This is a genomic window from Chromohalobacter sarecensis (assembly GCF_023061135.1).
GTDB lineage: Bacteria > Pseudomonadota > Gammaproteobacteria > Pseudomonadales > Halomonadaceae > Chromohalobacter > Chromohalobacter sarecensis.
On the sequence record NZ_JAKGAN010000002.1, the window covers coordinates 516,997 to 538,458 of the forward strand.

Sequence of the window (21,462 nt, forward strand, 5' to 3'; positions counted from 1 at the left end):
GCCGGTATCAGCCCAGCGGGTCGAGGCCGGCCTCGCGCAGCATTTCACATAGACGTATCAGTGGCAGGCCGATCAGGGTGTTGGGGTCACGTCCATCGAGACGTTCGAAGAGCGTGATGCCCAGCCCTTCCATGCGAAAGCTGCCGGCGCTATCCAGCGGGCGTTCCTTCTCGACGTAACGTTCGATCTGGGTATCGCTGAGCTCGCGAAACACCACGTCGTAACGCTCATGATCGACCCAATGGCGCGCGTGGGCGGTATCGATCAGCGCGATGCCGGTCACAAAGCGAACATGGCGACCCGAAAAGCGGCGCAGGTTGGCGCGGGCGGTGGCCATGTCGCCGGGTTTGCCGAGTATCTCGCCGTCGAACAGGCATACCTGGTCCGAGCCGATGATCAAGTGCTCGGGGTATTCGCCGGCCAACGCCGTGGCCTTGCCCAAGGCGAGGCGGTGCACCAGGGCCTGGGCGGATTCGCGGGGGAGCGGGGTTTCGTCGATATCCGGCGCGGCCCATGCATAAGGCAGCTCGAGACGGTCGAGAAGCTGGCGGCGCCAACGGGAGCCGGAAGCGAGGACGAGGCGGGTCATGGCGTCTCCTGGAAAAACGATGGCGGTATGGCGCGTCAAATTGCAGTCTGCCGCGCCCGGCTGGTTGTGTACAGTGCGCTTGTTTTGACAGCGTCGGGGTGAGTCCCTATTATTGCGCGCCTATGTTAACCACACGACTCCCCAAGCAGATCGAGCCATATAAGCTCGCTGCCAATCGCGAACGTCTCGAAGGGCTAGCGGCGCTTGATGCGATGCGGCGTCTTGGCGAAGAAATCGGCGCGCAACAGGGCGATTGCGAAGTACGCCTGAGTTTCGATATCGATACCCAAGGGCGGCGCCTCATGGACGGTCAACTCCTGGCGCATGTGCAGATGCCTTGCAGGCGCTGTCTGGAGTTCATGCCGGTGACGTTGGAGAGTCGCTTTCTGTTGGGTCTTGTCAGTGATGATAGCCTGGCGGGCGAGTTGCCGAGCGATTACGAGCCGGTCTTGGTGGAAAACGAACAGCTGAATCTTCTGTCGGTCGTCGAGGATGAGCTCATCCTCAGCTTGCCGCAGGTGGTTTATCATGACGAGGCGGATTGCGCCGTTTCGCGCGACCAGCTGGAAAGCGGCGCTGATGCCGAAGTGTCGGAACAGCGTCCAGCAAGCCCTTTCGAGGTGTTGCGTAACTTGAAAGGCAAACTTTGAATCATCGTTGACACTCTGGAGTGTAACCCATGGCAGTTCAAAAAGTTCGCAAGAGCCGTTCCAAGCGTGGCATGCGTCGTAGCCACGATGCGTTGAGCGCACCGACCTTGTCTCAGGACAAGGAAACCGGCACCACGCATCGTCGTCACCATGTGGCGTCCGATGGCTTCTACCGTGGCCGCAAGGTCTTCGACGTTTAAGACGTCGTCGACGCGCACGTGACTGTGCGAATCGCTATCGATGCGATGGGCGGGGACTTGGGTCCCCGCGCCACCGTCATAGGCTCTTTCCAGGCGCTCGCCATGCACTCGAATCTCGAGATTCAGTTGCACGGCCCTCGCGATGCCTTGGAAGCCGAGCTAGAGTCCCTCCCCAAACGCCTTTCCGGCTACCGCTCTCGTCTCGTCCTGCAGCACGCGCCGCGTGTCATTTCACAGGCCATGCGGGTGGCGAACGCTGTGCGTGAGGCCGAGGGATCGAGCATGCTGGGTGCCATCGCGAGCGTTCGCGGCGGCCAGGCGCATGCCTGTGTCAGCGCGGGAAATACCGGGGCGCTGATGGCGTTGGCGCGGCGTGAATTGGGCACGGTCGAGGGCATTGCCCGGCCTGCCATCAGCACGGCGGTGCCCACCCAGGGCGGTGGGCAGTGTTATCTGCTCGACTTGGGTGCCAACGTCGGTGTCCAGGCGCGTCACCTGGTGGATTTCGCGCGCATGGGCGCCATCATGGCGCGGGTGATCGACGATGTGGCGACGCCGCGTGTGGCGCTCTTGAATATCGGTGTCGAAGCCAATAAAGGCGTGCCCAGCGTACGCGAGGCAGATGAGCATCTACGCCAAGGCGTGGCGGGCCATGGAGATGGTTATGGCTTCGAGTATATCGGTTACCTCGAAGGCGATGGCGTCTTCTCCGGCGCGGCGGATGTCGTGGTCTGCGACGGCTTCGTGGGTAATGCCGTTCTCAAGGCCAGCGAAGGTCTGGCGACGATGTTGCTGGCGCGCTTGCAGGAGACTTTCGAAGCGCACCTGACCACGCGTGTGGTGCGCGCCATGGCACGGCCTGCGTTACTGCGTCTCAAGCGGCGACTCGATCCGGTGCGCTACAATGGCGCTAGTCTTCTGGGGCTGTCGGGTATTGTCGTCAAGAGTCATGGTGGTGCGGATGCCAAGGGGTTTGCCTATGCCATTTCACGCGCAGTACGCGAGGTCGACATGGACCTGCCTTCGCATCTGGCAAGGGAGTTGAGTGACACGTCGCGCCCCCAATCTGCTATCCACTCGGTCGACCCTCGTGGCGGCCGAGCGGATAGCGGGTTAGCGAGCGACGCTCAACCCGACGACTCCCATCCTCAAAGGTGACTGTCATGACACAATCCCTCGCCCTCGTCTTTCCGGGGCAGGGCTCCCAGCAGGTCGGCATGCTGAGGGAGCTGGCCGAGCGTTATAGCGTCGTGCGGACCACGTTCGACGAAGCGTCCGGTGCGTTAGGTTACGACCTCTGGAAAGTCGTGCAAGAAGGCCCCGAAAGCGCTTTGAATGCTACCGCTTGCACGCAACCTGCGCTGTTGACCTCTAGCGTCGCGATCTGGCGCGTCTGGCAAGAGCTCGAAGGCCCACGCCCTGTGGTGATGGCGGGCCATAGTCTGGGTGAATACAGCGCCATGGTATGTGCCGGCGTCATCCGTTTTGCAGAAGGCGTGCGTCTGGTACGCCTGCGCGGTGAGGCAATGCAGGCGGCGGTACCCGAAGGCCGCGGCGCAATGGCCGCAGTGCTGGGGCTTGATGACGCGACGGTCGAGGCAGCGTGCCGCGAGGCGGCGCAAGATGAAGTGGTTGCGGCGGTCAACTATAATGCGCCGGGACAGGTTGTGATCGCCGGCAACAAGGCGGCCGTGGATCGCGCCATTGGTTTGTGCCAGGAAGCCGGTGCCAAGCGGGCATTGCCGCTGCCGGTGTCGGTGCCCTCGCATTGCAACTTGATGCAGCCGGCCGCCGAGCGCCTTGCGGCGGAGATCGACCGACTCGATCTCAGAACGCCGCGCTATACGGTGGTTCAGAATGTCGATGCGCTTGCGCATGAGGACGTTCAAACGCTTAGTCAGCGTCTCGTCGAGCAACTTTATCGCCCGGTGCGCTGGACGGATTGCGTCAATGCCATGTACGAACGCGGCGCCCGGGTCTTTGTCGAATGTGGGCCGGGCAAGGTCTTGACCGGGCTCAACAAGCGAATTCAGCGCCAAGCCAAGGGGCTTGCCGTTAATGACCCCGAATCGCTGGAGAGCGCGCTGGAATTGGCGCGCAGCGAAGGGGAGCAGTCTTAGTGATGAATGCGGGGAGCCAGATGACAAGCGAGCGCAGGATAGCCCTGGTCACCGGTGCCAGTCGTGGCATTGGACAGGCGATTGCCCGTGAGCTGGGCCGTCAAGGGCGTGTGGTGATCGGTACGGCAACTAGCCAGGCCGGCGCCGACAATATCGATGCCGATCTAAAGGCGCATGATATCGAAGGCGCCGGGCGTGTGCTCGACGTCACCGACCAGGCCAGCGTCGAGAGCCTGATCAAGGCGATCGGTGACGAGTTCGGTGCACCGACCATCCTGGTCAACAATGCCGGCATCACGCGTGACAATCTGCTGATGCGCATGAAGGAAGACGAGTGGGATGCGGTGCTCGATACCAATCTCAAGTCGCTTTATCGCGTTACCAAAGCATGCGTGCGTGGCATGACCAAGGCGCGGTTCGGGCGTATCGTGAGTATCAGTTCGGTGGTTGCCAGCATGGGCAACCTGGGACAGACCAACTATGCGGCGGCCAAGGCCGGAATGGAAGGGTTTTCTCGCTCCCTGGCGCGTGAAGTCGCATCCCGTGGTATCACCGTCAATAGCGTCGCGCCGGGGTTCATCGCCACTGACATGACGCAGGGATTGCCCGAAGCTCAGCACGAAGCGTTGCTGGGGCAGATTCCGCTATCGCGGCTGGGCGCCCCGGAGGAAATTGCCGCTGCCGTGGGGTTTCTCACCAGCGACAATGCCGGCTACATTACCGGTGAGACGCTGCAGGTCAACGGCGGCATGAATATGCGTTGACGCTTCCCTAGGCGCTGTTGCGTCGTCTGGGAGCGGTCTATAAACTACCCGCAGCTTTCCAGAGCTAGCGGATTCGTACCACTAGGAGTAACAAGAGAATGAGCACCATCGAAGAGCGCGTGAAGAAGGTTGTGGCTGAGCGCCTGAACGTCAAGGAAGAAGACATCCAGAACACGTCTTCCTTCACCGAGGATCTCGGCGCCGACTCGCTGGACACTGTCGAGCTGGTGATGGCGCTCGAAGAGGAATTCGACACCGAGATTCCCGACGAAGAAGCCGAGAAGATCACGACCGTTCAGGAAGCGATCGATTACGTCGTCGCTCACCAGTAAGTAGAGCGGTACCGGGTCGCCCGGTTCGACATCGACTCGCGAAGGCCGCTCTGTCATCAGGGCGGCCTTCGTCGTTTGTGCATGCGTGCGGTCTCCACCCCGTCGGTGTTTCGGGTATAATGCGCGCCAAACACGGCACTGCCGTGCCAACTCGCAAGTCTGGAGGAGAGCTGATGCCTCGTAAAAGGGTCGTGGTAACCGGATTGGGCCTGGTGACCCCGGTCGGTAATAGTGTCAAGGAAAGCTGGGACAACATCCTGGCAGGCAAGAGCGGCATCGCACTGATCGACCACTTCGACACCACGGGATTCAATACGCGCTTTGGCGGCTCGGTGAAGGACTTCGATATCAGTCCCTACCTGAACCCCAAGGAAGCGCGCAAGATGGATACTTTTATTCAGTACGGCATCGCGGCGGCGGGTCAGGCCATCGCCGATGCCGGGCTGGAAGGCAATGGCGAGAACGCCGATCGTATCGGCGTGGCGATTGGTTCGGGCATCGGCGGTCTGCCGATGATCGAGCATAATCACAATGCCTTGAATCGCGGCGGCCCGCGCAAGATATCGCCATTTTTCGTGCCCGGCTCGATCATCAACATGATCTCCGGCAATTTGGCGATCCAGCATGGCTTTCGCGGACCCAACATCGCCATTACCACGGCCTGTACCACGGGGACGCACAACATCGGCTACGCGGCACGCACTATCGCCTATGGCGATGCGGATGCCATGGTCTGTGGGGGCGCCGAAATGGCGACCACGCCGCTGGGCCTGGGTGGCTTTTCGTCGGCACGTGCGCTGTCCACGCGTAACGACGATCCCGCTGCGGCGAGCCGCCCCTGGGACCGCGACCGGGATGGCTTCGTGCTCTCCGATGGTGCGGGAGTGCTAGTACTCGAGGAGTACGAGCATGCCAAGCAGCGTGGCGCGCCCATCTATGCCGAGGTTCTGGGCTTTGGCATGAGCGATGACGCCTACCACATGACTGCGCCTAATGGTCACGGGGCGGAAATGGCCATGCGCAATGCCGTCAAGGACGCTGCCATCGATGCCGGTCAGCTGGATTACATCAACGCGCACGGGACCTCGACTCAGGCGGGCGATGTCGCCGAAAGCCAGGCCGTGGAGCGTGTCATGGGTGAGGCCGCCAAGTCCGTAGCGGTCAGTTCCACGAAGTCGATGATCGGCCATCTGCTGGGTGCCGCTGGCGCCGTCGAGGCGATTTTTAGCGTGCTTGCCATTCGCGATAGCGTCGCGCCGCCGACCATCAATCTCGAAGATCCCGACGAAGGGTGCACACTGGATTACGTGCCCAATGAGGCGCGCGAGATGCCAGTCACGTACAGTCTGTCGAATTCCTTCGGCTTTGGCGGCACCAATGGATCGCTGATCTTCGGCCGCGTTTAAACGCCATGGCCGACGAGGCAGTACCGTTCGATGATCGCGGCTTCGCTTATGGGGACGGTCTCTTCGAGACCGTCCTCGTGCGTGATGGGCAGCCTTTATTATGGGGCGCGCATCTACGGCGACTGGCGCGCGGTGCCGAGCGGCTGGAAATCCCGTTGCCGGATGCGCAGACCCTGGCGAGCTTGCCGGGGCAAGCGGGGGCTGGGTTGTACGTGCTCAAGCTGCTCGTGACCCGTGGCAGTGGCGGCCGTGGCTATGCTTCCCCCGAATCACCCGCACCGCGGCTGCGTTGGCGGTGTATGCCATTCACGCCGCAATCTACTCATTGGCGGGATGGTGTACGCGTTCGCCTGTGTCGGCTGCGCTTGGGTCAGCAGCCTCTACTGGCGGGCATCAAGCATCTCAATCGCCTCGAGAATGTCATGGCGCGTCGTGAGTGGTGCGATGCCGACATTGCCGAGGGCGTGTTGTGCGATCAGCACGATCGTCTCGTCGAGGCGACCAGCATGAACTTGGTGTGGCAGCGTCACGGCACCCTCGAAACGCCTGATCTGACGGCATGTGGCGTGGAAGGCACGCTGCTGGCGGCCTTGCGCGAGCGATTGCCGATCGCAACGAGGGCAACGGGAATCGAAGCGTTGATGGAAGCCGACGCGGCCTGGGTCATCAATTCGGTTCAGGGGGTATGGCCCTTGAGACAACTGGACGATGCCGACGGTAACTGCCTGAAGCGATGGGCGGTAGACACCGTGCATCGACATCTGCAACACCATGCCCACCCATTGCTGGGCTATCCCCATGACGCCTTCGATGAGGCGTGAGATAAGGTATCGACATGCGAGTGGTGAAGGTTTTCATAGGGATTGCGGTATTGGCCTGTGTGGTGTTTCTGGGCGCCTATCAGTATTGGCAATCCCGCCTGGCGGCCCCGCTGGCCCTCGATGAAACGACGATCTACGAAGTGCCGCGTGGTGCGGGGTTCACGCGTGTCGTTCTGGACCTGGAGGCGCGAGGCATCATCGACGCCGCCTGGCCATATCGCGTCCTGGCGCAGCTCTCACCGGACAAGGTCAACGGGCTGCGGTCCGGCGAGTTCGAGCTCGACCCTGGAATGAGCGGCAACGAGATGGTGGCGCGACTTTCCAGCGACAACGTTGTCTCCTATCGGTTTACCATTCCCGAGGGTTGGACGTTCGCGCAGATGCGCCGCCAACTGGATGCCGCCGCCAAGCTCGAGCATCGCACGCGCGACATGAGCGATGATGAGGTCATGACGGCCCTGGGGCATGAGGACGAACATCCCGAAGGACGTTTCTTTCCCGATACGTATCGCTATCACAAGGGAATGACAGACCTTGAGGTATTGCGTCGTGCCTATGAACGCATGGCCACCACTCTGGAAGATGTATGGGCGCAGCGGCGTGACGACTTGCCTATCGATAGCGCCTACGATGCGCTCATCCTGGCCTCGTTGATCGAGCGCGAGACGGGCGTGCCGGAAGAGCGGCGTCAGATCGCCGGTGTGTTCACGCGGCGTCTCGAGCTCGGCATGCGGCTGCAAACCGACCCTACGGTGATTTACGGCATGGGCGAGGACTACGATGGCAACATCACGCGTGCCGATCTGCGTCGCGAGACGCCCTATAACACCTATGTGATCGACGGGCTGCCGCCGACACCGATTGCCATGCCGGGCGCGGGGTCGTTGCAGGCCGCCGTGGACCCGGCCCCGGGGGATGCCTTGTATTTCGTCGCCCAAGGCGACGGCTCGCATCACTTTTCCAGTACGCTGGCCGAGCACAATGCCGCAGTACGTCGTTACATTCTCAACCGCTGAGCGGGGTAGACCATCGCCATGACGCCAGGACGTTTCATCACCCTCGAGGGGGGCGAAGGGGTGGGAAAGTCCACCAACGTGGATTTCGTGTGCGACTGGTTGCGCGCGCGCGGCATCGACGTGCTGCGCACGCGTGAGCCGGGCGGCACTCCACGTGCCGAGTCGATTCGTGCGCTGCTGCTCGACCCCGCCCCGCAGGAGCCCCTCGACGAAACGGCCGAATTGCTGTTGATGTTCGCCGCCCGTGCCCAGCATCTGGCGGCCAAGATCCGCCCCGCGCTAGCGCAGGGCGTGTGGGTCGTCTGTGACCGTTTTACCGATGCGACCTTCGCCTATCAGGGCGGCGGGCGTGGGCTGGACGAGACGCGTATCGCGACACTTGAAGCGTTGGTTCAAGACGATCTGCAACCCGATCTGACGTTGTTGCTGGATATGCCCGTCGAGGCCGCCCAGCAGCGTGTCGAACGGCGGGGCGCCGCACGCGATCGCTTTGAGCGCGAACGCCAAGACTTCTTCAGCGCCGTGCGGGAGAGCTATCTGTCCCGCGCCGCCCAGGCACCGGAGCGGTTCGCCGTGATCGATGCCGACCGCGATCTGGACGCGGTACAGGCGTCGATCGCCGATCACCTGACAGTGAGAAGCGCGTTATGGTCGTGACGCCACTGCCTTGGCAGCGTGACCTGTGGCAGCGCCTGATCCGTCAGCAGGACGCCGGCCGCCTGGCGCATGCGCTATTGATTTCGGGCCCGCATGGGGTCGGCAAGCACGATCTCGCCGATGCCCTGGTAGCCCGCACGCTGTGTCATGCGCCGGGCGATACCGCCTGCGGCGAGTGCCATGCTTGTCACATGCTGGCGTCGGGGTATCATCCCGACCTGCTGGATATTACCCCGGCGGAAAAGCGCCGCCAGATACGCATCGACCCGATTCGCCAGGTCAATGCTTTCGTCTCGCAGACCGCACAACAAGGCGGTTATCGGGTGATTCGTCTGCATCCCGCCGAGGCCATGAACGTGGCGGCCTCCAACGCGCTCCTCAAGAGTCTCGAAGAGCCGGGCGCGAAGACGCTGTTCGTGCTGCTGGCGGACATCCCTTCGCGCATGCTGCCGACCATTCGTTCGCGTTGCCAGCATTGGAGCCTGGGCGTGCCCGAGCCACACAGCGCCCTGGAATGGCTGAACGAACGTTTCGAGGATCCCGAACAAGCGCGTTTCTGGTTGCGCGTGGCCGGTGGCTTACCCCAGTTCGCCGTCGAATTGGCCGAGGGGCGCGGCTTGCGCCAGGAGCTGCGTGAGCTCTTCGATGCCTTGGTGCGTGGCGCGGAGCCGGTCGCCGAGGCGGCGCGTCTCGATCCTCAGTCGTTGGACCGCGTGCTGTGGTACGGTATCGTCTGGCTCGAAGACCTGATTCGCCTGGGCGTCTCCGGCGAGACGCAGTACGTGCGCAATCCGGATCTACTGCCGTTGTATCGCCAGGCGGCCAAGAATGCACGGGTGCGTGACTGGTTTCGCCTGCTCGACTATGCGCGCGAACAGCGCCGCTTGATCGCCGCCGGGGGCAATCCCAATGCACAGCTGGTGCTGGAAGCCTGGCTGGTGCGCTGGGCGTCACTGTTGCGCTCGTGACGGCACCACGCTGGCGAGGCATAAAAGCATAAATATGGTGCATGAAGCGCGTCGTGCACACTGACCGAGGAGTACCCGGCGTGGCGCAAAAAGCCTTATCCCTGACGTTCCACGATACGCAGACTCTGCAGGCGGCTTATATGCCCTGGCTGGCGCGGGGCGGCGTCTTCGTTCCCACGCAGGAGCGTTATGCCCTCGGCGATGCGGTGTATCTGCTGGTCACCTTGCCGGAGGACGCCGAACGTCTACCGGTCTCGGGCACGGTTGCCTGGCTGTCGCCGCCGGGTGTCGGCGGGCGGCGCGTCCCGGGGATCGGCGTGCATTTCAGCGATGCCGATCAGCGTGTGAGGGAACTGATCGACGCCCAACTCGAAGGCGTCACCGCCTCGCGTCCCAGTTATACCCTTTAATGCCATGACACCCTTTTCGATTCTTTAGGTACCGCATGTTCGTTGATTCCCACTGCCATCTCGATCGACTCGACCTCACCGCTCATGACGGTAAGCTTGAGGGCGCCCTGGACGCCGCCCGCCAACGTGGCGTGCGTCACTTCCTGGCGATCGCCGTCACGCTGGACGATGTCTCCAACCTGGTGGATATCGCCCGTGCCCACGATGACGTCTCGCTGTCCGCCGGGGTACATCCGTTGCACCGCGTCGAGCACGAGCCCGACGTCCAGGCCATCGTCGACTGCGCCCAGCGCCATGACGCGGTGGCGATTGGCGAGACCGGGTTGGACTATCATTACGATGAAGTGCCCCATGATGTGCAGCATCGGCGTTTCGCCGATCACCTGCGCGCCGCGCGCGAGCTCGAATTGCCGGTGATCGTGCATACCCGAGATGCCAAGGAAGACACGCTGGCGTTGATTCGCGAACATACCGATCCTGCGGTGGGGGGCGTCTTGCATTGCTTCACCGAGGATCTCGACATGGCGCGCGAGGCGGTGAGGCTGGGCTTCTACATTTCGCTTTCCGGCATCGTGACCTTCCGTAACGCCACCTCGGTTCGCGAGCTGGCGCGCCTTGTGCCCCTCGACCGGCTGTTGATCGAGACCGATAGCCCTTATCTGGCCCCGGTGCCGCATCGTGGCAAACCCAATGAGCCTCAGTGGGTCGTGGAAGTGGCGGAATGCATCGCCGCCGAGCGCGGCATCAGTGTCGACGAAGTCGCGATGCAGACGAGTGCCAATTTCTACCGGCTGTTTCGCGCCGCACTGCCCGAGGCGCCCGAGGATGTGCGCGAAGCATTGGCACAGATGAGCGGTCAGTAACGTCCAGCAGCGAGGAGCGAGCATGCCACTAGAGTCGTTGACGGCACATCTCGACGCATCACCGACGGCAGCGTTGCCACCGGTCGATACCTGGGACCCACCTTTCTGCGGTGACATGGCGTTGACCATTGCCGCCGATGGCCGCTGGTGGCATGAGGGCACGCCGATCGGGCGCGCACGCTTGGTACGTTTGCTGTCGCGCCTGTTGCGCCGCGAAGCGGATGGCGATTATTACCTGGTGACGCCGGTGGAAAAGCTGCGTATCCAGGTCGAGGATCGAGCGTTCCTGATCGCCGATGCCGATTGTCGCGACGGGGTGTGGACGCTGACCACCAACCTCGGCGATAGCGTCACCTTGGGTGCGCAGCGCCGCCTCGCGGTCAGCGCCATGCCGGCCGGGGAGCCGGTTCCCGAGGTCGCCATTCGCTTCGGGCTGGCGGCACGCCTCAATCGCAACGTCTACTATCGCCTGATCGACACCGCCGAGTTGCATGCGACAGCCGACGGCAGCGCGCTGGGGATATATAGCGACGGCGTCTGGCAGCCTCTGGGCTGGTTGCCCGAGGAGACGCCGTGAGCGAGGCGACGCCCGAACAACGCGCCGTGGTCGCGCATGTCGAAGGGCATGCGCGTGTATCGGCGGTCGCCGGTGCCGGCAAGACCACCACGCTGGTGCAGCGCGTCTTGCACCTGCTTGCCAACCGCGTGCCACCGCAACGCATGTTGGTGCTGATGTTCAATCGCGCCGCCCGCGAGGACTTCACCCATAAGCTGGCGTACGCGGCGGCAGGGCAGCGCCTTCCTGACGTGCGAACCTTTCACTCCGTCGGGCATCGCCTGACTAAGACCCTGACGCGCTGGGGGTATCTGTCATCGCGCCAGTTGATCGCCGCCGATTGGCAGCGCGAGCGGCTGTTACGCCAGGCAGTGCAAATGAGTCTGGAACACGCCGACGACAGTCAGCGCCACGCCGCGCTGGAGTCGGATCGTCTCGAGACGCTGGCGCAGTTCTGCGAGCTGGTCAAGGCCGAGATGTGCGCCCCCGAGATACTCCACGAACGCCTGGATTTCGGTGACGGCACCCAGCATTTCTGCGAAGCGTATGCTGTCTTCGAGGGATTGCTCAAGGATCACGCCCTGATGACCTACGCCGATCTGCTCTATCGGCCGCTGCGCTGCCTGGAAGCGACCCCCGAGGCGCGTTCGCGGGTGCAGGGTTTTCTCGATCATGTGATCGTCGACGAGTATCAGGACATCAATGAGGTGCAGCAGCGCTTATTGGCGATTCTCTCGGGAGCTTCCGCCCAGGTGATGGCGGTGGGCGATGCCAATCAGTGCATCTACGAGTGGCGCGGGGCGCGCCCCGATGCCATGTTCGAACGCTTTACCACCTTGTTCGGTACCGCCCACGATTACCCGCTGTCGTATACCTTTCGCCATGGCCATGTGCTGGCATTGGCAGCCAATCATGCCATCCGCGCCAACCGGCGGCGTCCCGATCAGTTATGCCTGGCCGCGCCCGGCACGCCGGCGACTCGCGCCGACGTAGCGGTGGGCAGTAGTGCGCTGCTTGATGCTCTTCAGCAGTGGCGCGGCGACGGGCGAGCCTTGGGCGAGGCCTGCGTGCTGGTACGCAGTTGGGCGTTGTCCGTCTCGGTGCAGTTACAGTTGTTGCGAGCCGGCATCCCGTTCCGGCTCGCGCGTGAGGATCGCTTCGTGTTTCGTTTGCCGCTGGTACAGGCGCTGGCGGGGTATCTGGCCCTGGCGCGTGACGGGCGACGCTTGCAGGACCCCGAGCAGCTCAATCTGCTGTTGTCGCAGCCCACGGTCTTCGTGCCTCGCGAGACGCTGACCGCATTGGCGCACCAACTGGCCCAGACCCAGCAATGGCCCGAGCGCCACGACCCCTTGTTGAACGCGTTGAAGCCCCTTCAGCGGCGTAACCTCAAGCGTCGCTGGCAATTGTTATGCGAACTGCCACGCATGGCGCACTGGCCGCCGGCCAAGCTGCTCGAACATGTCGTCGAGGCCACCGAGGCGGACAAGGCCCTCAAGCGTTCGGCCTCGAGGCGTGCCAAGGCCGAAGACGACGTGCGCCTGCTCGATGTGCTGATCGAGCAGGCCGGTGAACTGGCCCACGATCCCGAAGGCTTCATCGAGCTGCTCAGTCAGCCGGTGGAAGCGCGCGAGGATGGCGTGCTGGTGACCACGGTGCATGGCGCCAAAGGACTCGAATGGCCGATGGTCGCGCTGTGGGGCGTCAACGAGGAAGACTTTCCGCACTACACGCGTGAGACGCCCCTGGACGCCGAGCGTCTGGAGGAGGAGCGGCGTCTCTACTATGTAGCGATTACGCGGGCCCGGGAGCGCTTGCTGGTCCTGCACGATGGCGGCGATCATCGTCCCAGTCGCTTCCTCGACGAAACCGCCTGGGACGACTGCCATCGCGCTGCCGGCGCGCTCAATGAAACGCCGCCGGAGTCACTGGCGGTGCGTGCGCCGGAGGTGGTCGGGCGCTATCTCGAACGTTGCGGCCTGAAACTGACCGTCACCCGCGCGTCAGAGACGGCCTCTGAATCATCGCCTGTGACATGGACGGTGGGGCAGTGGGTGCGGCATGACGTCTTCGGCGAGGGCGAGATCGTCCTCCTCGAGGGCGATCCCGCCAATCCGGTCATCGAGGTACGCTTCACGCAGGCGGGGCGTCGGCGGTTGATCGCTGCGCGCGCCCCGCTGGAGCATGTGGCGGATCAGGCGGTACCCAACTGAAGTGAACGTCAGGCGCCCCCGCCCGCAAGCGAGGGCGCCGTGTCAGCATGACTACATGTTGGGATAGTTGGGACCGCCGCCACCTTCCGGCGCTACCCAGGTGATGTTCTGGGCAGGGTCCTTGATGTCGCAGGTCTTGCAGTGCACGCAGTTCTGGAAGTTGATCTGGAACTTGGGTTCGCCGTCTTCCTCGACTATTTCGTAGACCCCGGCGGGGCAGTAACGCTGCGCGGGCTCGGCGTATTCCGGCAAGTTGACGCGTACCGGAATCTCGGGATCGGCGAGCCGCAAGTGACAGGGTTGATCCTCTTCATGGTTGGTATTGGAGAGGAATACCGACGAAGACTTGTCGAACGAGAGCTTGCCATCCGGCTTGGGATAGTCGATGCGTGTCGCCTCGCTGGCATGGCGCATGCGTGCATGGTCGGAGGTAGTGTCGTGCACCGTGGGCAACTTGCCGCCCAGCAGTTGGTCCAGGAAGTTGTAGGCGCCGCCCTTGACGGTGCCGTACTTGTGAATCGCCGGCCCGAAGCTGCGGCTTTCGGTCAACTCCGTCCAGGCCCAACTGGCTTGCCACTTCGAGGTAAATGCGGTCAGCTCCGCGCCGCCTTCATCGCCCGCCACGAACGCCTCGAACACAGCCTCGGCGGCGACCAGGCCGGATTTCATCGCCATGTGAATGCCCTTGATCTTGGCGAAGTTGAGCGTGCCGGCATCGCAGCCGATCAACAAGCCCCCGGGGAAGGTCATCTTGGGCAGACTATTGGCACCGCCCTTGGTGATCGCGCGGGCGCCGTAGGAGACTCGGGAGCCGCCCTCGAGATGTTGCTTGAGCACCGGATGGTGCTTCATGCGTTGAAATTCATCGAAGGGCGAGAGATAAGGGTTGTCGTAGGAAAGATCGACGATCAACCCCACCACGACCTGCTGGTTCTCGGCATGGTAAAGAAACCAGCCGCCATGCGTGTCATTGGGCAGTGGCCAGCCCGAGCCATGCAAGACGCGCCCGGGCGTGTGCTGATCGGCGGGCACGTCCCAGAGCTCCTTGAAACCCAGGGCATAGTGTTGTGGATCACGGCCCTCGTCGAGGTCGAAGCGCTCGATCAGGCGCTTGCCAAGATGCCCGCGTGCGCCCTCGGAGAATAGCGTGTATTTGGCGCGCAGTTCCATGCCCGGCATGTGGCCGGATTTTTCGCTGCCGTCGGCGGCCACGCCCATGTCGCCGACGAGGATGCCGCGTACCGTGCCATCGTCATCGTGCAGGCTTTCCTGGGCGGCGAAGCCGGGGAAAATTTCCACGCCCAGTTCTTCGGCCTGCTCGGCCAGCCAACGACACAGGTTACCGGCGCTGATGACGTAATTGTCATGCGCGCCGCCGGTGTTGTGCATGCTCTTGGGCACCAGGGCATTGGGTAGCTTCTGGGCGCTTTCGGCGTCCTTGAGCAGGTAGAGATCGTCGCTGATCACGGGGGTGGTCAGCGGCGCGCCGCGCGATTCCCAGTCGGGAAAGAGTTCGCGCAGGGCGCGTGTCTCGAGCACGGCACCGGAAAGAATATGCGCGCCCACTTCAGAGCCTTTTTCGACCACGCAGACGCTGAGTTCGCGCTGGGCCTCATGGGCCTGCTGCATCAGGCGACACGCCGCCGATAGCCCGGATGGGCCGGCGCCGACGATGACGACGTCGAAATCCATGTATTCGCGTTCCACGGCTTGATCTCCTCCATCTTCGCGTTGGGCGGTCGACGCGCCCGAGCATGCACAGTGTCTTTCGAGCAATGGTGCATGGACAAGTCGCGTTTTTCTTGGTTGTATTTTAAACGGCCGTTTGATTCTACACAGAACGACCGCCCGCATGATGTCATTTTCCGCGTGGTTTGTCCTGGGGCGCTGCCATGACGGCGCTTCAGGGTTTGACCAGGTTGGACGAGATCACGCAATATTATATAGGGTCGCCGAGTGTTTAACGGGCGACATTTTTACGGGACACGCCCCCTATCAAACGCTTGAATGAATTTATTCTAAGGGCATGCCTGCCGGTTCTAACCAAGCGAGGACACCATGAAAGTACTCGTCGCGGTCAAACGCGTCATCGATTATAACGTCAAGATCCGGGTCAAGCCGGATCACTCCGACGTCGATCTCACCAACGTCAAGATGGCCATGAATCCGTTCTGCGAGATCGCCGTGGAAGAAGCGGTGCGCCTCAAGGAAAAAGGGGTGGCCAGCGAGGTGGTCGCCGTTACCATCGGTCCCAAGGCTGCGCAGGAGCAACTGCGTACCGCGTTGGCGCTGGGCGCCGATCGCGCGATCCACGTCGAGACCGACGACAAGGTCGAGTCGCTGACCGCGGCGAAGCTGCTCAAGCGGGTCGTCGACGACGAACAGCCAGGCCTGACGATTCTCGGCAAGCAGGCCATCGACACCGACAACAACCAGACCGGTCAGATGCTGGCCGCGCTGGCGGGCATGGGGCAGGGCACGTTCGCCTCCGAGGTACAGGTCGAGGGCGACGAGGTCCAGGTGACGCGTGAAATCGACGGCGGCCTGCAGACCGTTGCGCTCAAGCTGCCGGCGGTGATCACCACCGACCTGCGCCTCAACGAGCCGCGCTATGCCAAGCTGCCCGACATCATGAAGGCCAAGAAGAAGCCCATCGACGTCAAGAGCCCCGAGGATATGGGCGTCGCCGTGGCATCGAGCCTGAGCGTGCTCAAGGTGGAATCGCCGGCGGAACGCAAGGGGGGCACCAAGGTGGCCTCCGTGGATGAACTCGTCGACAAACTCAAGAACGAAGCCAAGGTGATCGCATGAGCATTCTGGTTATCGCCGAACATCATAACGGCCAACTGGCGGACAGCATCGCCCACGTGGTTGCCGCGGCCCAGGCTATCGGTGGAGACATCGATATCCTGGTGGCGGGCGAGAACGTCGCAGGCGTCGCCGAGGCGGCCGCCAAGCTGGCCGGTGTCGCCAAGGTGAGAACCGCCGACGACGGCGTCTACGCGCATCAGCTCGCCGAGCCGATGGCCGAACTCATCGCCGAGCTTGCCGGTGACTACAGCCATGTGCTGGCCGCTGCGTCTACCCACGGCAAGAACGTGTTGCCACGCGTGGCCGCACTCAAGGACGTGGCCGCACTGTCGGAGGTGATCGGCGTGGAAAGCCCCGATACCTTCCTGCGTCCGATCTATGCGGGCAACGCGATTGCCACCGTGCAATCGAGCGATGCTCTCAAGGTGCTCACCGTGCGCACCACGGCCTTCGATGCCGTCGACGCGACGGGCAGCGCCGAGGTCGAGGCGGTCAGTGCCACAGTCGAGAATACGCTGTCGCGGTTCGTCGATGAGGAGCTGGCAAGTAGCGATCGCCCCGAGTTGGGCAGTGCGCGTGTGGTCGTCTCCGGCGGTCGCGGCATGGGCAACGGCGAGAACTTCACGTTGCTCGACGGCATCGCCGACAAGCTCGGTGCGGCGATCGGTGCCTCGCGCGCGGCCGTGGACGCCGGCTTCGTGCCCAATGATATGCAGGTCGGGCAGACCGGCAAGATCGTTGCGCCGGAACTGTACATCGCCGTGGGCATCAGTGGTGCCATCCAGCATCTGGCGGGCATGAAAGACGCCAAGGTCATCGTGGCGATCAACAAGGACGAAGAAGCGCCGATCTTCCAGGTCGCCGATTACGGCCTGGTGGGTGACTTGTTCGACGTGCTGCCCGAACTCGAGTCCAAGTTGTAAGTCGAAGCTAACATGCGGCCTGCCGACTGGCGTTGGCCGCACTGCATTGCGAAACCGGCCCGCGTGGCCGGTTTTTCTTTCTTGTGACTCATGATTGATAATTGTTCTTGTTTGTATTAGCGTGCTAGCCGTCCTTTTGTTGGTGCTAATGAGCCCCGACACGATCAAGCAACGGGAGAAAGCGTGGTGCCAAACGACACGCGAAGCCGAACACGGACATGCCGGCGTGCGGTGTGCGCCGGCATGGCGTTATTGATGGGTGTTTCCGCAACGGCCGGGGCGCAGCAGTCGTCCTTGCGTGACGCCAGTGCGCAGGCGCAGCAAGAACAGGCGGCGTTGCAGGAAAAGATAGACGCGGCTGACGACGAAACGCGGGAATTGCTGACGCGCTTGCGCGATGCCAGCCGCGAAGCCTCGCGCCTCGAGCGCTACAACGATGAGCTGGCGCGCCGCAACGAGGCGCAGCAGGCCTTGATCGAGAAGCGCCGCGAGGCCATCGATCAACTCTCGGTGACGCGAGAAGCCTTGCCAGGGCAGTTGCGCGATATGGTGTCGCAATTGCGCACCCTGATTAAAGCCGACTTGCCTTTCCTGCGCGAGGAGCGCCTGGCGCGCGTCGAGAGTCTCGATGCGATGCTCGATGACAGTGAAATGAGCGCGGGCGACAAGCTTGACCGCGTGCTCTCCGCCTGGCGCACGGAGCTCGACTACGGCCGCGAGATGGATGCCTGGCAAGGTCCGTTGGTGGGTGACGACGAGCGTCAGGTCGATTACCTCCGCGTAGGCCGTATGGGGCTGTATTACGCCACACCGGATGGCCGCGCGGGCGGCGTCTGGCGTGCCGATGCCCAGGAATGGCAACCTCTCGAAGGCGATGCGCTCGAGGAACTGCGCAAGGGGCTGCGTATTGCGCGCGATCAGCGGGCGCCGGCATTGCTCGATCTCCCGGTCTCGGTAACGGTCGAAACGCAATCGGCCGACGACGCGAATTCTCCAGCCGAGAACAAGGAGTCGTCATGAGCACATGGAAGTCTCTGTGGTCCCGGGTGTTGGTATTGGCCCCGGTGCTGGTACTAGCCATGGCGCTACCAGGCATCGTGCCATCGGCGTTGGCCCAGGAAGACGATTCAACCCCCTCGCTGGGACAGATGCTGGAAAGTCTGCACGCGGATAGCGATGCTGCCGAGTCGCGGGACCGGGAGCGTTTAAGCGCACTGGTGGACGACCGCGACGCTTTGCGTGAGGCGGTAGAAGAAGCGGAAACCGAACGCGATGACGCGCGTCAACGGCGCGACGAACTGGAGGCGACGCAGGAAAGCCAGCGTGAAGCGCTCGATGACGTCAACCAGCGGCGTCGCGATGAAGCGGGCGATCTCGATGGCGTCATCGATGTGGCGCAAGGGCAAATCGGCGAATTGCGCGATGCGCTAGGCGACGGTTGGTTGACCGTGGGGACGCGGACGACGTTGCCGGAACGGCTCGACGACGATGCCATCATCGATACCCAGACACTGGAAAACCTGGGGCGGACGTTCGCCGAGTTGACGGCGGAAACCGGGCGCGGCGTGCGCTTCGAAGCGCCCATCGCCGATGCCCAAGGTAATGTCGAGCAGCGTGAAGCCGTGCGCCTGGGCGACTTCCTCGCCTTCAGCGGTGGCAAGCTTCTGACGCGCGATGTGGGTGATGCCTCGGACGAGGTGGGGCTCCGGGTGGTATCGCATACGCCCGAGGATGCCAGCGACGCACTGCAAGCCTTCCAGAATGGCGACGGAGAACGCGTGGTCTTCGACCCCACCCAGGGCAATGTGCTCGATGCCTTGGCGCAACAACCCTCGCTGTGGGAGCGTTTTCAGCAGGGCGGCTCGGTCGGTTACGTCATCATCGTGTTGGGCATCGTGGGATTGCTGGTGGCGTTGTCACAATACGCGTATCTACTGATGGTCAGCCTGCGGCTGCGTCGTCAACTGCGGACCCCCGAAGACTTGCGGGACGATAACCCGCTGGGCCGCGTGCTCGGTCGCTTTGCGGCGCTGGGCCAGGATCACGCCCCGGAAGCGCTGGAAGCACGCCTCGACGAAGCGTTGCTGGCCGAAAAGCCGCGTCTCGAGCGTGGCCAACCCTTGGTCAAGCTCATGGCGGCCGTTGCGCCCTTGCTGGGACTACTGGGGACTGTGACCGGGATGATCGGTACCTTCCAGGCGATCACCGTGTTCGGCACCGGCGACCCACAACTCATGGCCGGCGGAATCAGCCAAGCGCTGGTGACCACCGTGCTGGGTCTGATCACTGCCGTGCCGCTGCTGTTCGTGCATACCGCCTTGAGCAGTCGTAGTCGCGAATTGCTGGGGACGCTCGAGGGCCAGGCAAGTGCCGTGCTGGCCGAGCACCTCGAAGCATCACACGGGCATACAGGGACGCAGGCTGATGTCCACGCTCGCTGAGCCCATCGTCTGGCTGGTGCAGGCCGGTGGTCCGGTACTGGTGGTGATTGCCCTGGTTGCCATGGCGCTTTTCGCCATGGGGCTGGAGCGCGGCTTGTACTGGCAGTTCGTGCATAATCGCCGCCGCCGGGCACTGGTGGCGCGCTGGGTGGCGCGCCGCGATCACGCCAGCTGGAGCGCGTTGACACTGCGTGAGGTCTGGACGACAGAGCTCATCGGCCAACTGCGGCGCCCGTTGCCGTGGCTCAAGCTGCTGGTGGGGCTGTGTCCGCTGCTGGGATTGTTGGGCACGGTCACCGGCATGATCCAGGTCTTCGACAGCCTCTCACTGACCGATACCAACCAGGCGCGAGCCATGGCCGATGGCGTGGCCCGCGCGACGCTACCGACATTGACCGGCATGGCGGTCGCCGTGGTGGGGCTATTGTTCACCACCCGTCTTGAACACGTGATTCGGCGCGAGGATCAGCGGCTACACGACCGCATGGCACGTGCCGTGGAGGATGCCAATGCGTAGGCGTCGACTACAGGACGTCAATGACGACGCCCAGGAAATCAACCTCACGCCGATGCTCGACGTGGTCTTCATCATGTTGATCTTCTTCATCGTGACGACCAGCTTCATCAAGGAAAGCGGCGTGGAAATCGACCGCCCCGAGTCGTCCTCCGCGACCGCGCGCCCCGAAGCGCAAGTCATGGTGGCGATCACCGCCGAGGACGCCGTGTGGGTCGATGGACAGCCGGTGGATGCGCATCGCGTGGGCAATGAAGTGGCGAGTCTGGTGAGCGACGAAGGCGGCGTGGTGATTCAGGCTGACCGCCAATCGACCACCGGGCTTCTGATCGAGGTCATGGATGCCATTCGCGACGCCGGCGTTGACAACGTCGCTGTGGCGGCGGATCGAGGCGCCGACGGATGAGAGCGATCGCGGGCGCCGTAGGCGGCATTTTGATGGCGTTGGGGCTTTTCTATCTGCTGGCTCTGCTGGTGGCGCCACCGGAAGATAATCGTGAACCGGTCGAGCAGCCGATGTCGGTGTCGCGCGTCGAAGCGCCCGAGGCACAGCAGGCGTCGGCGCCGGAAGCGGCTGCACCGGATGCCCCGACGCCACCGGCGCAAACGCCGCCGCCTCCACCGCCCTCGCCAGTGCCTGCGGCCCAGAGTGACAGTTCGCTGACATTGCCCGAGCCGGAAGCGTCGGCGCCTCCCTCGCCGGAAGTGCCGGAGGAGTCGTTGCCCGATCTCGAGGAAGTCGAACCCACTCCTGAGCCTGAACCCGAGCCGGCGCCTGAGCCGCAGCCCGACCCTGAACCGCAGCCCGATCCCGAGCCTGCAGAAGAAACGTCACCCTCGAATGCAGCGTCGCAAGGTGACAGTGCGGATGCTTCGGATTCCGACGCCTCGGCGAATGGTGAAACGAGCGAGCAGGACGCCGAGAAAGTCGGCTCACCGCAGCCCACCGAGCGCGTGCCGCCTGAATATCCGTCGCGGGCACAGCGGCGTGGCATCGAGGGGTTCGTGGAGGTGAGCTTCACGATCAAGCCCAATGGGCGAGTCGATCGCGATTCATTGCGCGTCACCGAGGCCGAGCCGCGCAGTATGTTCGAGCGCGCGGCACTCAAGGCCGTCGCCGATTGGAAGTTTCCGCAAAGCGATCAACCGCGTGAAGCGCGTCAGCGGCTGGAATTTCATCTCAAGAGGTAACGCATGCAGTGGCGTCA

24 protein-coding genes are annotated in these 21,462 nt (G+C 63.2%); 22 read left to right on the forward strand and 2 right to left on the reverse strand.

Annotated elements, in window-relative coordinates:
• Positions 1-7: 7 nt before the first annotated feature.
• Positions 8-589 carry a Maf family protein gene (locus L1071_RS05245; protein WP_246969553.1) on the reverse strand — a complete coding sequence of 194 codons (582 nt, stop codon included), beginning with the start codon at positions 587-589 and terminating at the stop codon, positions 8-10.
• A 122-nt stretch (positions 590-711) separates the two neighbouring features.
• Here L1071_RS05245 and L1071_RS05250 point away from each other — a divergent pair, with 122 nt between their 5' ends.
• The 15 genes from L1071_RS05250 to L1071_RS05320 all read left to right on the forward strand — a co-directional run bounded on the left by L1071_RS05250 (position 712) and on the right by L1071_RS05320 (position 13,565).
• Positions 712-1,239 carry a YceD family protein gene (locus L1071_RS05250; protein WP_246969555.1) on the forward strand — a complete coding sequence of 176 codons (528 nt, stop codon included), beginning with the start codon at positions 712-714 and terminating at the stop codon, positions 1,237-1,239.
• Between the two features lie 29 nt (positions 1,240-1,268).
• The gene (gene rpmF, locus L1071_RS05255; RefSeq protein WP_040243667.1) at positions 1,269-1,439 is read left to right on the forward strand and encodes a 50S ribosomal protein L32; all 171 of its coding nucleotides are present in this window, start codon (positions 1,269-1,271) and stop codon (positions 1,437-1,439) included.
• Between the two features lie 24 nt (positions 1,440-1,463).
• Entirely contained in the window at positions 1,464-2,597 is a 1,134-nt protein-coding gene (plsX, locus tag L1071_RS05260; RefSeq protein ID WP_343315405.1) for a phosphate acyltransferase PlsX, read from the forward strand.
• Positions 2,598-2,602: 5 nt separating this feature from the next.
• The gene (fabD, locus tag L1071_RS05265; protein ID WP_246969557.1) at positions 2,603-3,559 is read left to right on the forward strand and encodes an ACP S-malonyltransferase; all 957 of its coding nucleotides are present in this window, start codon (positions 2,603-2,605) and stop codon (positions 3,557-3,559) included.
• Positions 3,560-3,579: 20 nt separating this feature from the next.
• On the forward strand, positions 3,580-4,323 hold the full coding sequence (fabG, locus tag L1071_RS05270) for a 3-oxoacyl-ACP reductase FabG (protein ID WP_246969559.1): 744 nt from the start codon (positions 3,580-3,582) through the stop codon (positions 4,321-4,323).
• Between the two features lie 98 nt (positions 4,324-4,421).
• The gene (gene acpP / locus L1071_RS05275) at positions 4,422-4,655 is read left to right on the forward strand and encodes an acyl carrier protein (protein ID WP_011506901.1); all 234 of its coding nucleotides are present in this window, start codon (positions 4,422-4,424) and stop codon (positions 4,653-4,655) included.
• A 173-nt stretch (positions 4,656-4,828) separates the two neighbouring features.
• Positions 4,829-6,061 carry a beta-ketoacyl-ACP synthase II gene (fabF, locus tag L1071_RS05280; protein WP_246969561.1) on the forward strand — a complete coding sequence of 411 codons (1,233 nt, stop codon included), beginning with the start codon at positions 4,829-4,831 and terminating at the stop codon, positions 6,059-6,061.
• 5 nt (positions 6,062-6,066) lie between these two features.
• Positions 6,067-6,882: an aminodeoxychorismate lyase gene (gene pabC, locus L1071_RS05285; RefSeq protein ID WP_246969564.1), complete on the forward strand. Its 816-nt coding sequence runs from the start codon at positions 6,067-6,069 to the stop codon at positions 6,880-6,882.
• A gap of 14 nt (positions 6,883-6,896) precedes the next feature.
• Positions 6,897-7,898 carry an endolytic transglycosylase MltG gene (mltG, locus tag L1071_RS05290; RefSeq protein ID WP_246969567.1) on the forward strand — a complete coding sequence of 334 codons (1,002 nt, stop codon included), beginning with the start codon at positions 6,897-6,899 and terminating at the stop codon, positions 7,896-7,898.
• Between the two features lie 18 nt (positions 7,899-7,916).
• Complete coding sequence (gene tmk, locus L1071_RS05295; protein WP_246969569.1) at positions 7,917-8,555, forward strand: dTMP kinase; 639 nt, start codon at positions 7,917-7,919, stop codon at positions 8,553-8,555.
• Positions 8,546-9,523 (forward strand): DNA polymerase III subunit delta', encoded by a 978-nt coding sequence (locus L1071_RS05300; protein ID WP_246969571.1) that lies wholly within the window; start codon positions 8,546-8,548, stop codon positions 9,521-9,523. The genes tmk and L1071_RS05300 overlap by 10 nt, the downstream gene beginning before the upstream one ends.
• Positions 9,524-9,603: 80 nt before the next feature.
• The gene (locus L1071_RS05305) at positions 9,604-9,933 is read left to right on the forward strand and encodes a PilZ domain-containing protein (RefSeq protein WP_378110595.1); all 330 of its coding nucleotides are present in this window, start codon (positions 9,604-9,606) and stop codon (positions 9,931-9,933) included.
• A gap of 35 nt (positions 9,934-9,968) precedes the next feature.
• Positions 9,969-10,796 carry a TatD family hydrolase gene (locus tag L1071_RS05310; RefSeq protein WP_246969575.1) on the forward strand — a complete coding sequence of 276 codons (828 nt, stop codon included), beginning with the start codon at positions 9,969-9,971 and terminating at the stop codon, positions 10,794-10,796.
• 22 nt (positions 10,797-10,818) lie between these two features.
• Positions 10,819-11,373 carry a DUF1285 domain-containing protein gene (locus L1071_RS05315; RefSeq protein WP_246969577.1) on the forward strand — a complete coding sequence of 185 codons (555 nt, stop codon included), beginning with the start codon at positions 10,819-10,821 and terminating at the stop codon, positions 11,371-11,373.
• Entirely contained in the window at positions 11,370-13,565 is a 2,196-nt protein-coding gene (locus tag L1071_RS05320; RefSeq protein ID WP_246969579.1) for an ATP-dependent helicase, read from the forward strand. Before L1071_RS05315 ends, L1071_RS05320 begins: the two co-directional genes overlap by 4 nt.
• A gap of 51 nt (positions 13,566-13,616) precedes the next feature.
• Here L1071_RS05320 and L1071_RS05325 read toward each other — a convergent pair whose 3' ends face one another.
• Positions 13,617-15,257 (reverse strand): electron transfer flavoprotein-ubiquinone oxidoreductase, encoded by a 1,641-nt coding sequence (locus tag L1071_RS05325; RefSeq protein WP_246969841.1) that lies wholly within the window; start codon positions 15,255-15,257, stop codon positions 13,617-13,619.
• Between the two features lie 366 nt (positions 15,258-15,623).
• Between L1071_RS05325 and L1071_RS05330 the strand changes: the two genes are divergently transcribed.
• The 7 genes from L1071_RS05330 (at position 15,624) to L1071_RS05360 (ending at position 21,445) form a co-directional block, all read left to right on the forward strand.
• On the forward strand, positions 15,624-16,376 hold the full coding sequence (locus tag L1071_RS05330) for an electron transfer flavoprotein subunit beta/FixA family protein (protein WP_246969582.1): 753 nt from the start codon (positions 15,624-15,626) through the stop codon (positions 16,374-16,376).
• Complete coding sequence (locus L1071_RS05335; protein WP_246969585.1) at positions 16,373-17,299, forward strand: electron transfer flavoprotein subunit alpha/FixB family protein; 927 nt, start codon at positions 16,373-16,375, stop codon at positions 17,297-17,299. The genes L1071_RS05330 and L1071_RS05335 overlap by 4 nt, the downstream gene beginning before the upstream one ends.
• A 243-nt stretch (positions 17,300-17,542) precedes the next feature.
• Complete coding sequence (locus L1071_RS05340; protein WP_281504428.1) at positions 17,543-18,319, forward strand: DUF3450 domain-containing protein; 777 nt, start codon at positions 17,543-17,545, stop codon at positions 18,317-18,319.
• Positions 18,316-19,740 carry a MotA/TolQ/ExbB proton channel family protein gene (locus L1071_RS05345; protein ID WP_246969590.1) on the forward strand — a complete coding sequence of 475 codons (1,425 nt, stop codon included), beginning with the start codon at positions 18,316-18,318 and terminating at the stop codon, positions 19,738-19,740. Before L1071_RS05340 ends, L1071_RS05345 begins: the two co-directional genes overlap by 4 nt.
• Positions 19,724-20,257 (forward strand): MotA/TolQ/ExbB proton channel family protein, encoded by a 534-nt coding sequence (locus L1071_RS05350; protein ID WP_246969592.1) that lies wholly within the window; start codon positions 19,724-19,726, stop codon positions 20,255-20,257. Before L1071_RS05345 ends, L1071_RS05350 begins: the two co-directional genes overlap by 17 nt.
• Complete coding sequence (locus tag L1071_RS05355) at positions 20,250-20,660, forward strand: ExbD/TolR family protein (RefSeq protein ID WP_097023273.1); 411 nt, start codon at positions 20,250-20,252, stop codon at positions 20,658-20,660. Before L1071_RS05350 ends, L1071_RS05355 begins: the two co-directional genes overlap by 8 nt.
• Complete coding sequence (locus L1071_RS05360) at positions 20,657-21,445, forward strand: energy transducer TonB (protein ID WP_246969594.1); 789 nt, start codon at positions 20,657-20,659, stop codon at positions 21,443-21,445. Before L1071_RS05355 ends, L1071_RS05360 begins: the two co-directional genes overlap by 4 nt.
• Positions 21,446-21,462: the final 17 nt, after the last annotated feature.

Coding starts and splice junctions, on each gene's coding strand:
- L1071_RS05245 (WP_246969553.1), bottom strand. CDS start 589: ATGACCCGCCTCGTCCTCGCTTCCGGCTCCCGTTGGCGCCGCCAGCTT.
- L1071_RS05250 (WP_246969555.1), top strand. CDS start 712: ATGTTAACCACACGACTCCCCAAGCAGATCGAGCCATATAAGCTCGCT.
- rpmF (WP_040243667.1), top strand. CDS start 1,269: ATGGCAGTTCAAAAAGTTCGCAAGAGCCGTTCCAAGCGTGGCATGCGT.
- fabD (WP_246969557.1), top strand. CDS start 2,603: ATGACACAATCCCTCGCCCTCGTCTTTCCGGGGCAGGGCTCCCAGCAG.
- fabG (WP_246969559.1), top strand. CDS start 3,580: ATGACAAGCGAGCGCAGGATAGCCCTGGTCACCGGTGCCAGTCGTGGC.
- acpP (WP_011506901.1), top strand. CDS start 4,422: ATGAGCACCATCGAAGAGCGCGTGAAGAAGGTTGTGGCTGAGCGCCTG.
- fabF (WP_246969561.1), top strand. CDS start 4,829: ATGCCTCGTAAAAGGGTCGTGGTAACCGGATTGGGCCTGGTGACCCCG.
- pabC (WP_246969564.1), top strand. CDS start 6,067: ATGGCCGACGAGGCAGTACCGTTCGATGATCGCGGCTTCGCTTATGGG.
- mltG (WP_246969567.1), top strand. CDS start 6,897: ATGCGAGTGGTGAAGGTTTTCATAGGGATTGCGGTATTGGCCTGTGTG.
- tmk (WP_246969569.1), top strand. CDS start 7,917: ATGACGCCAGGACGTTTCATCACCCTCGAGGGGGGCGAAGGGGTGGGA.
- L1071_RS05300 (WP_246969571.1), top strand. CDS start 8,546: ATGGTCGTGACGCCACTGCCTTGGCAGCGTGACCTGTGGCAGCGCCTG.
- L1071_RS05310 (WP_246969575.1), top strand. CDS start 9,969: ATGTTCGTTGATTCCCACTGCCATCTCGATCGACTCGACCTCACCGCT.
- L1071_RS05315 (WP_246969577.1), top strand. CDS start 10,819: ATGCCACTAGAGTCGTTGACGGCACATCTCGACGCATCACCGACGGCA.
- L1071_RS05325 (WP_246969841.1), bottom strand. CDS start 15,257: ATGGATTTCGACGTCGTCATCGTCGGCGCCGGCCCATCCGGGCTATCG.
- L1071_RS05330 (WP_246969582.1), top strand. CDS start 15,624: ATGAAAGTACTCGTCGCGGTCAAACGCGTCATCGATTATAACGTCAAG.
- L1071_RS05335 (WP_246969585.1), top strand. CDS start 16,373: ATGAGCATTCTGGTTATCGCCGAACATCATAACGGCCAACTGGCGGAC.
- L1071_RS05340 (WP_281504428.1), top strand. CDS start 17,543: ATGGCGTTATTGATGGGTGTTTCCGCAACGGCCGGGGCGCAGCAGTCG.
- L1071_RS05345 (WP_246969590.1), top strand. CDS start 18,316: ATGAGCACATGGAAGTCTCTGTGGTCCCGGGTGTTGGTATTGGCCCCG.
- L1071_RS05350 (WP_246969592.1), top strand. CDS start 19,724: ATGTCCACGCTCGCTGAGCCCATCGTCTGGCTGGTGCAGGCCGGTGGT.
- L1071_RS05355 (WP_097023273.1), top strand. CDS start 20,250: ATGCGTAGGCGTCGACTACAGGACGTCAATGACGACGCCCAGGAAATC.
- L1071_RS05360 (WP_246969594.1), top strand. CDS start 20,657: ATGAGAGCGATCGCGGGCGCCGTAGGCGGCATTTTGATGGCGTTGGGG.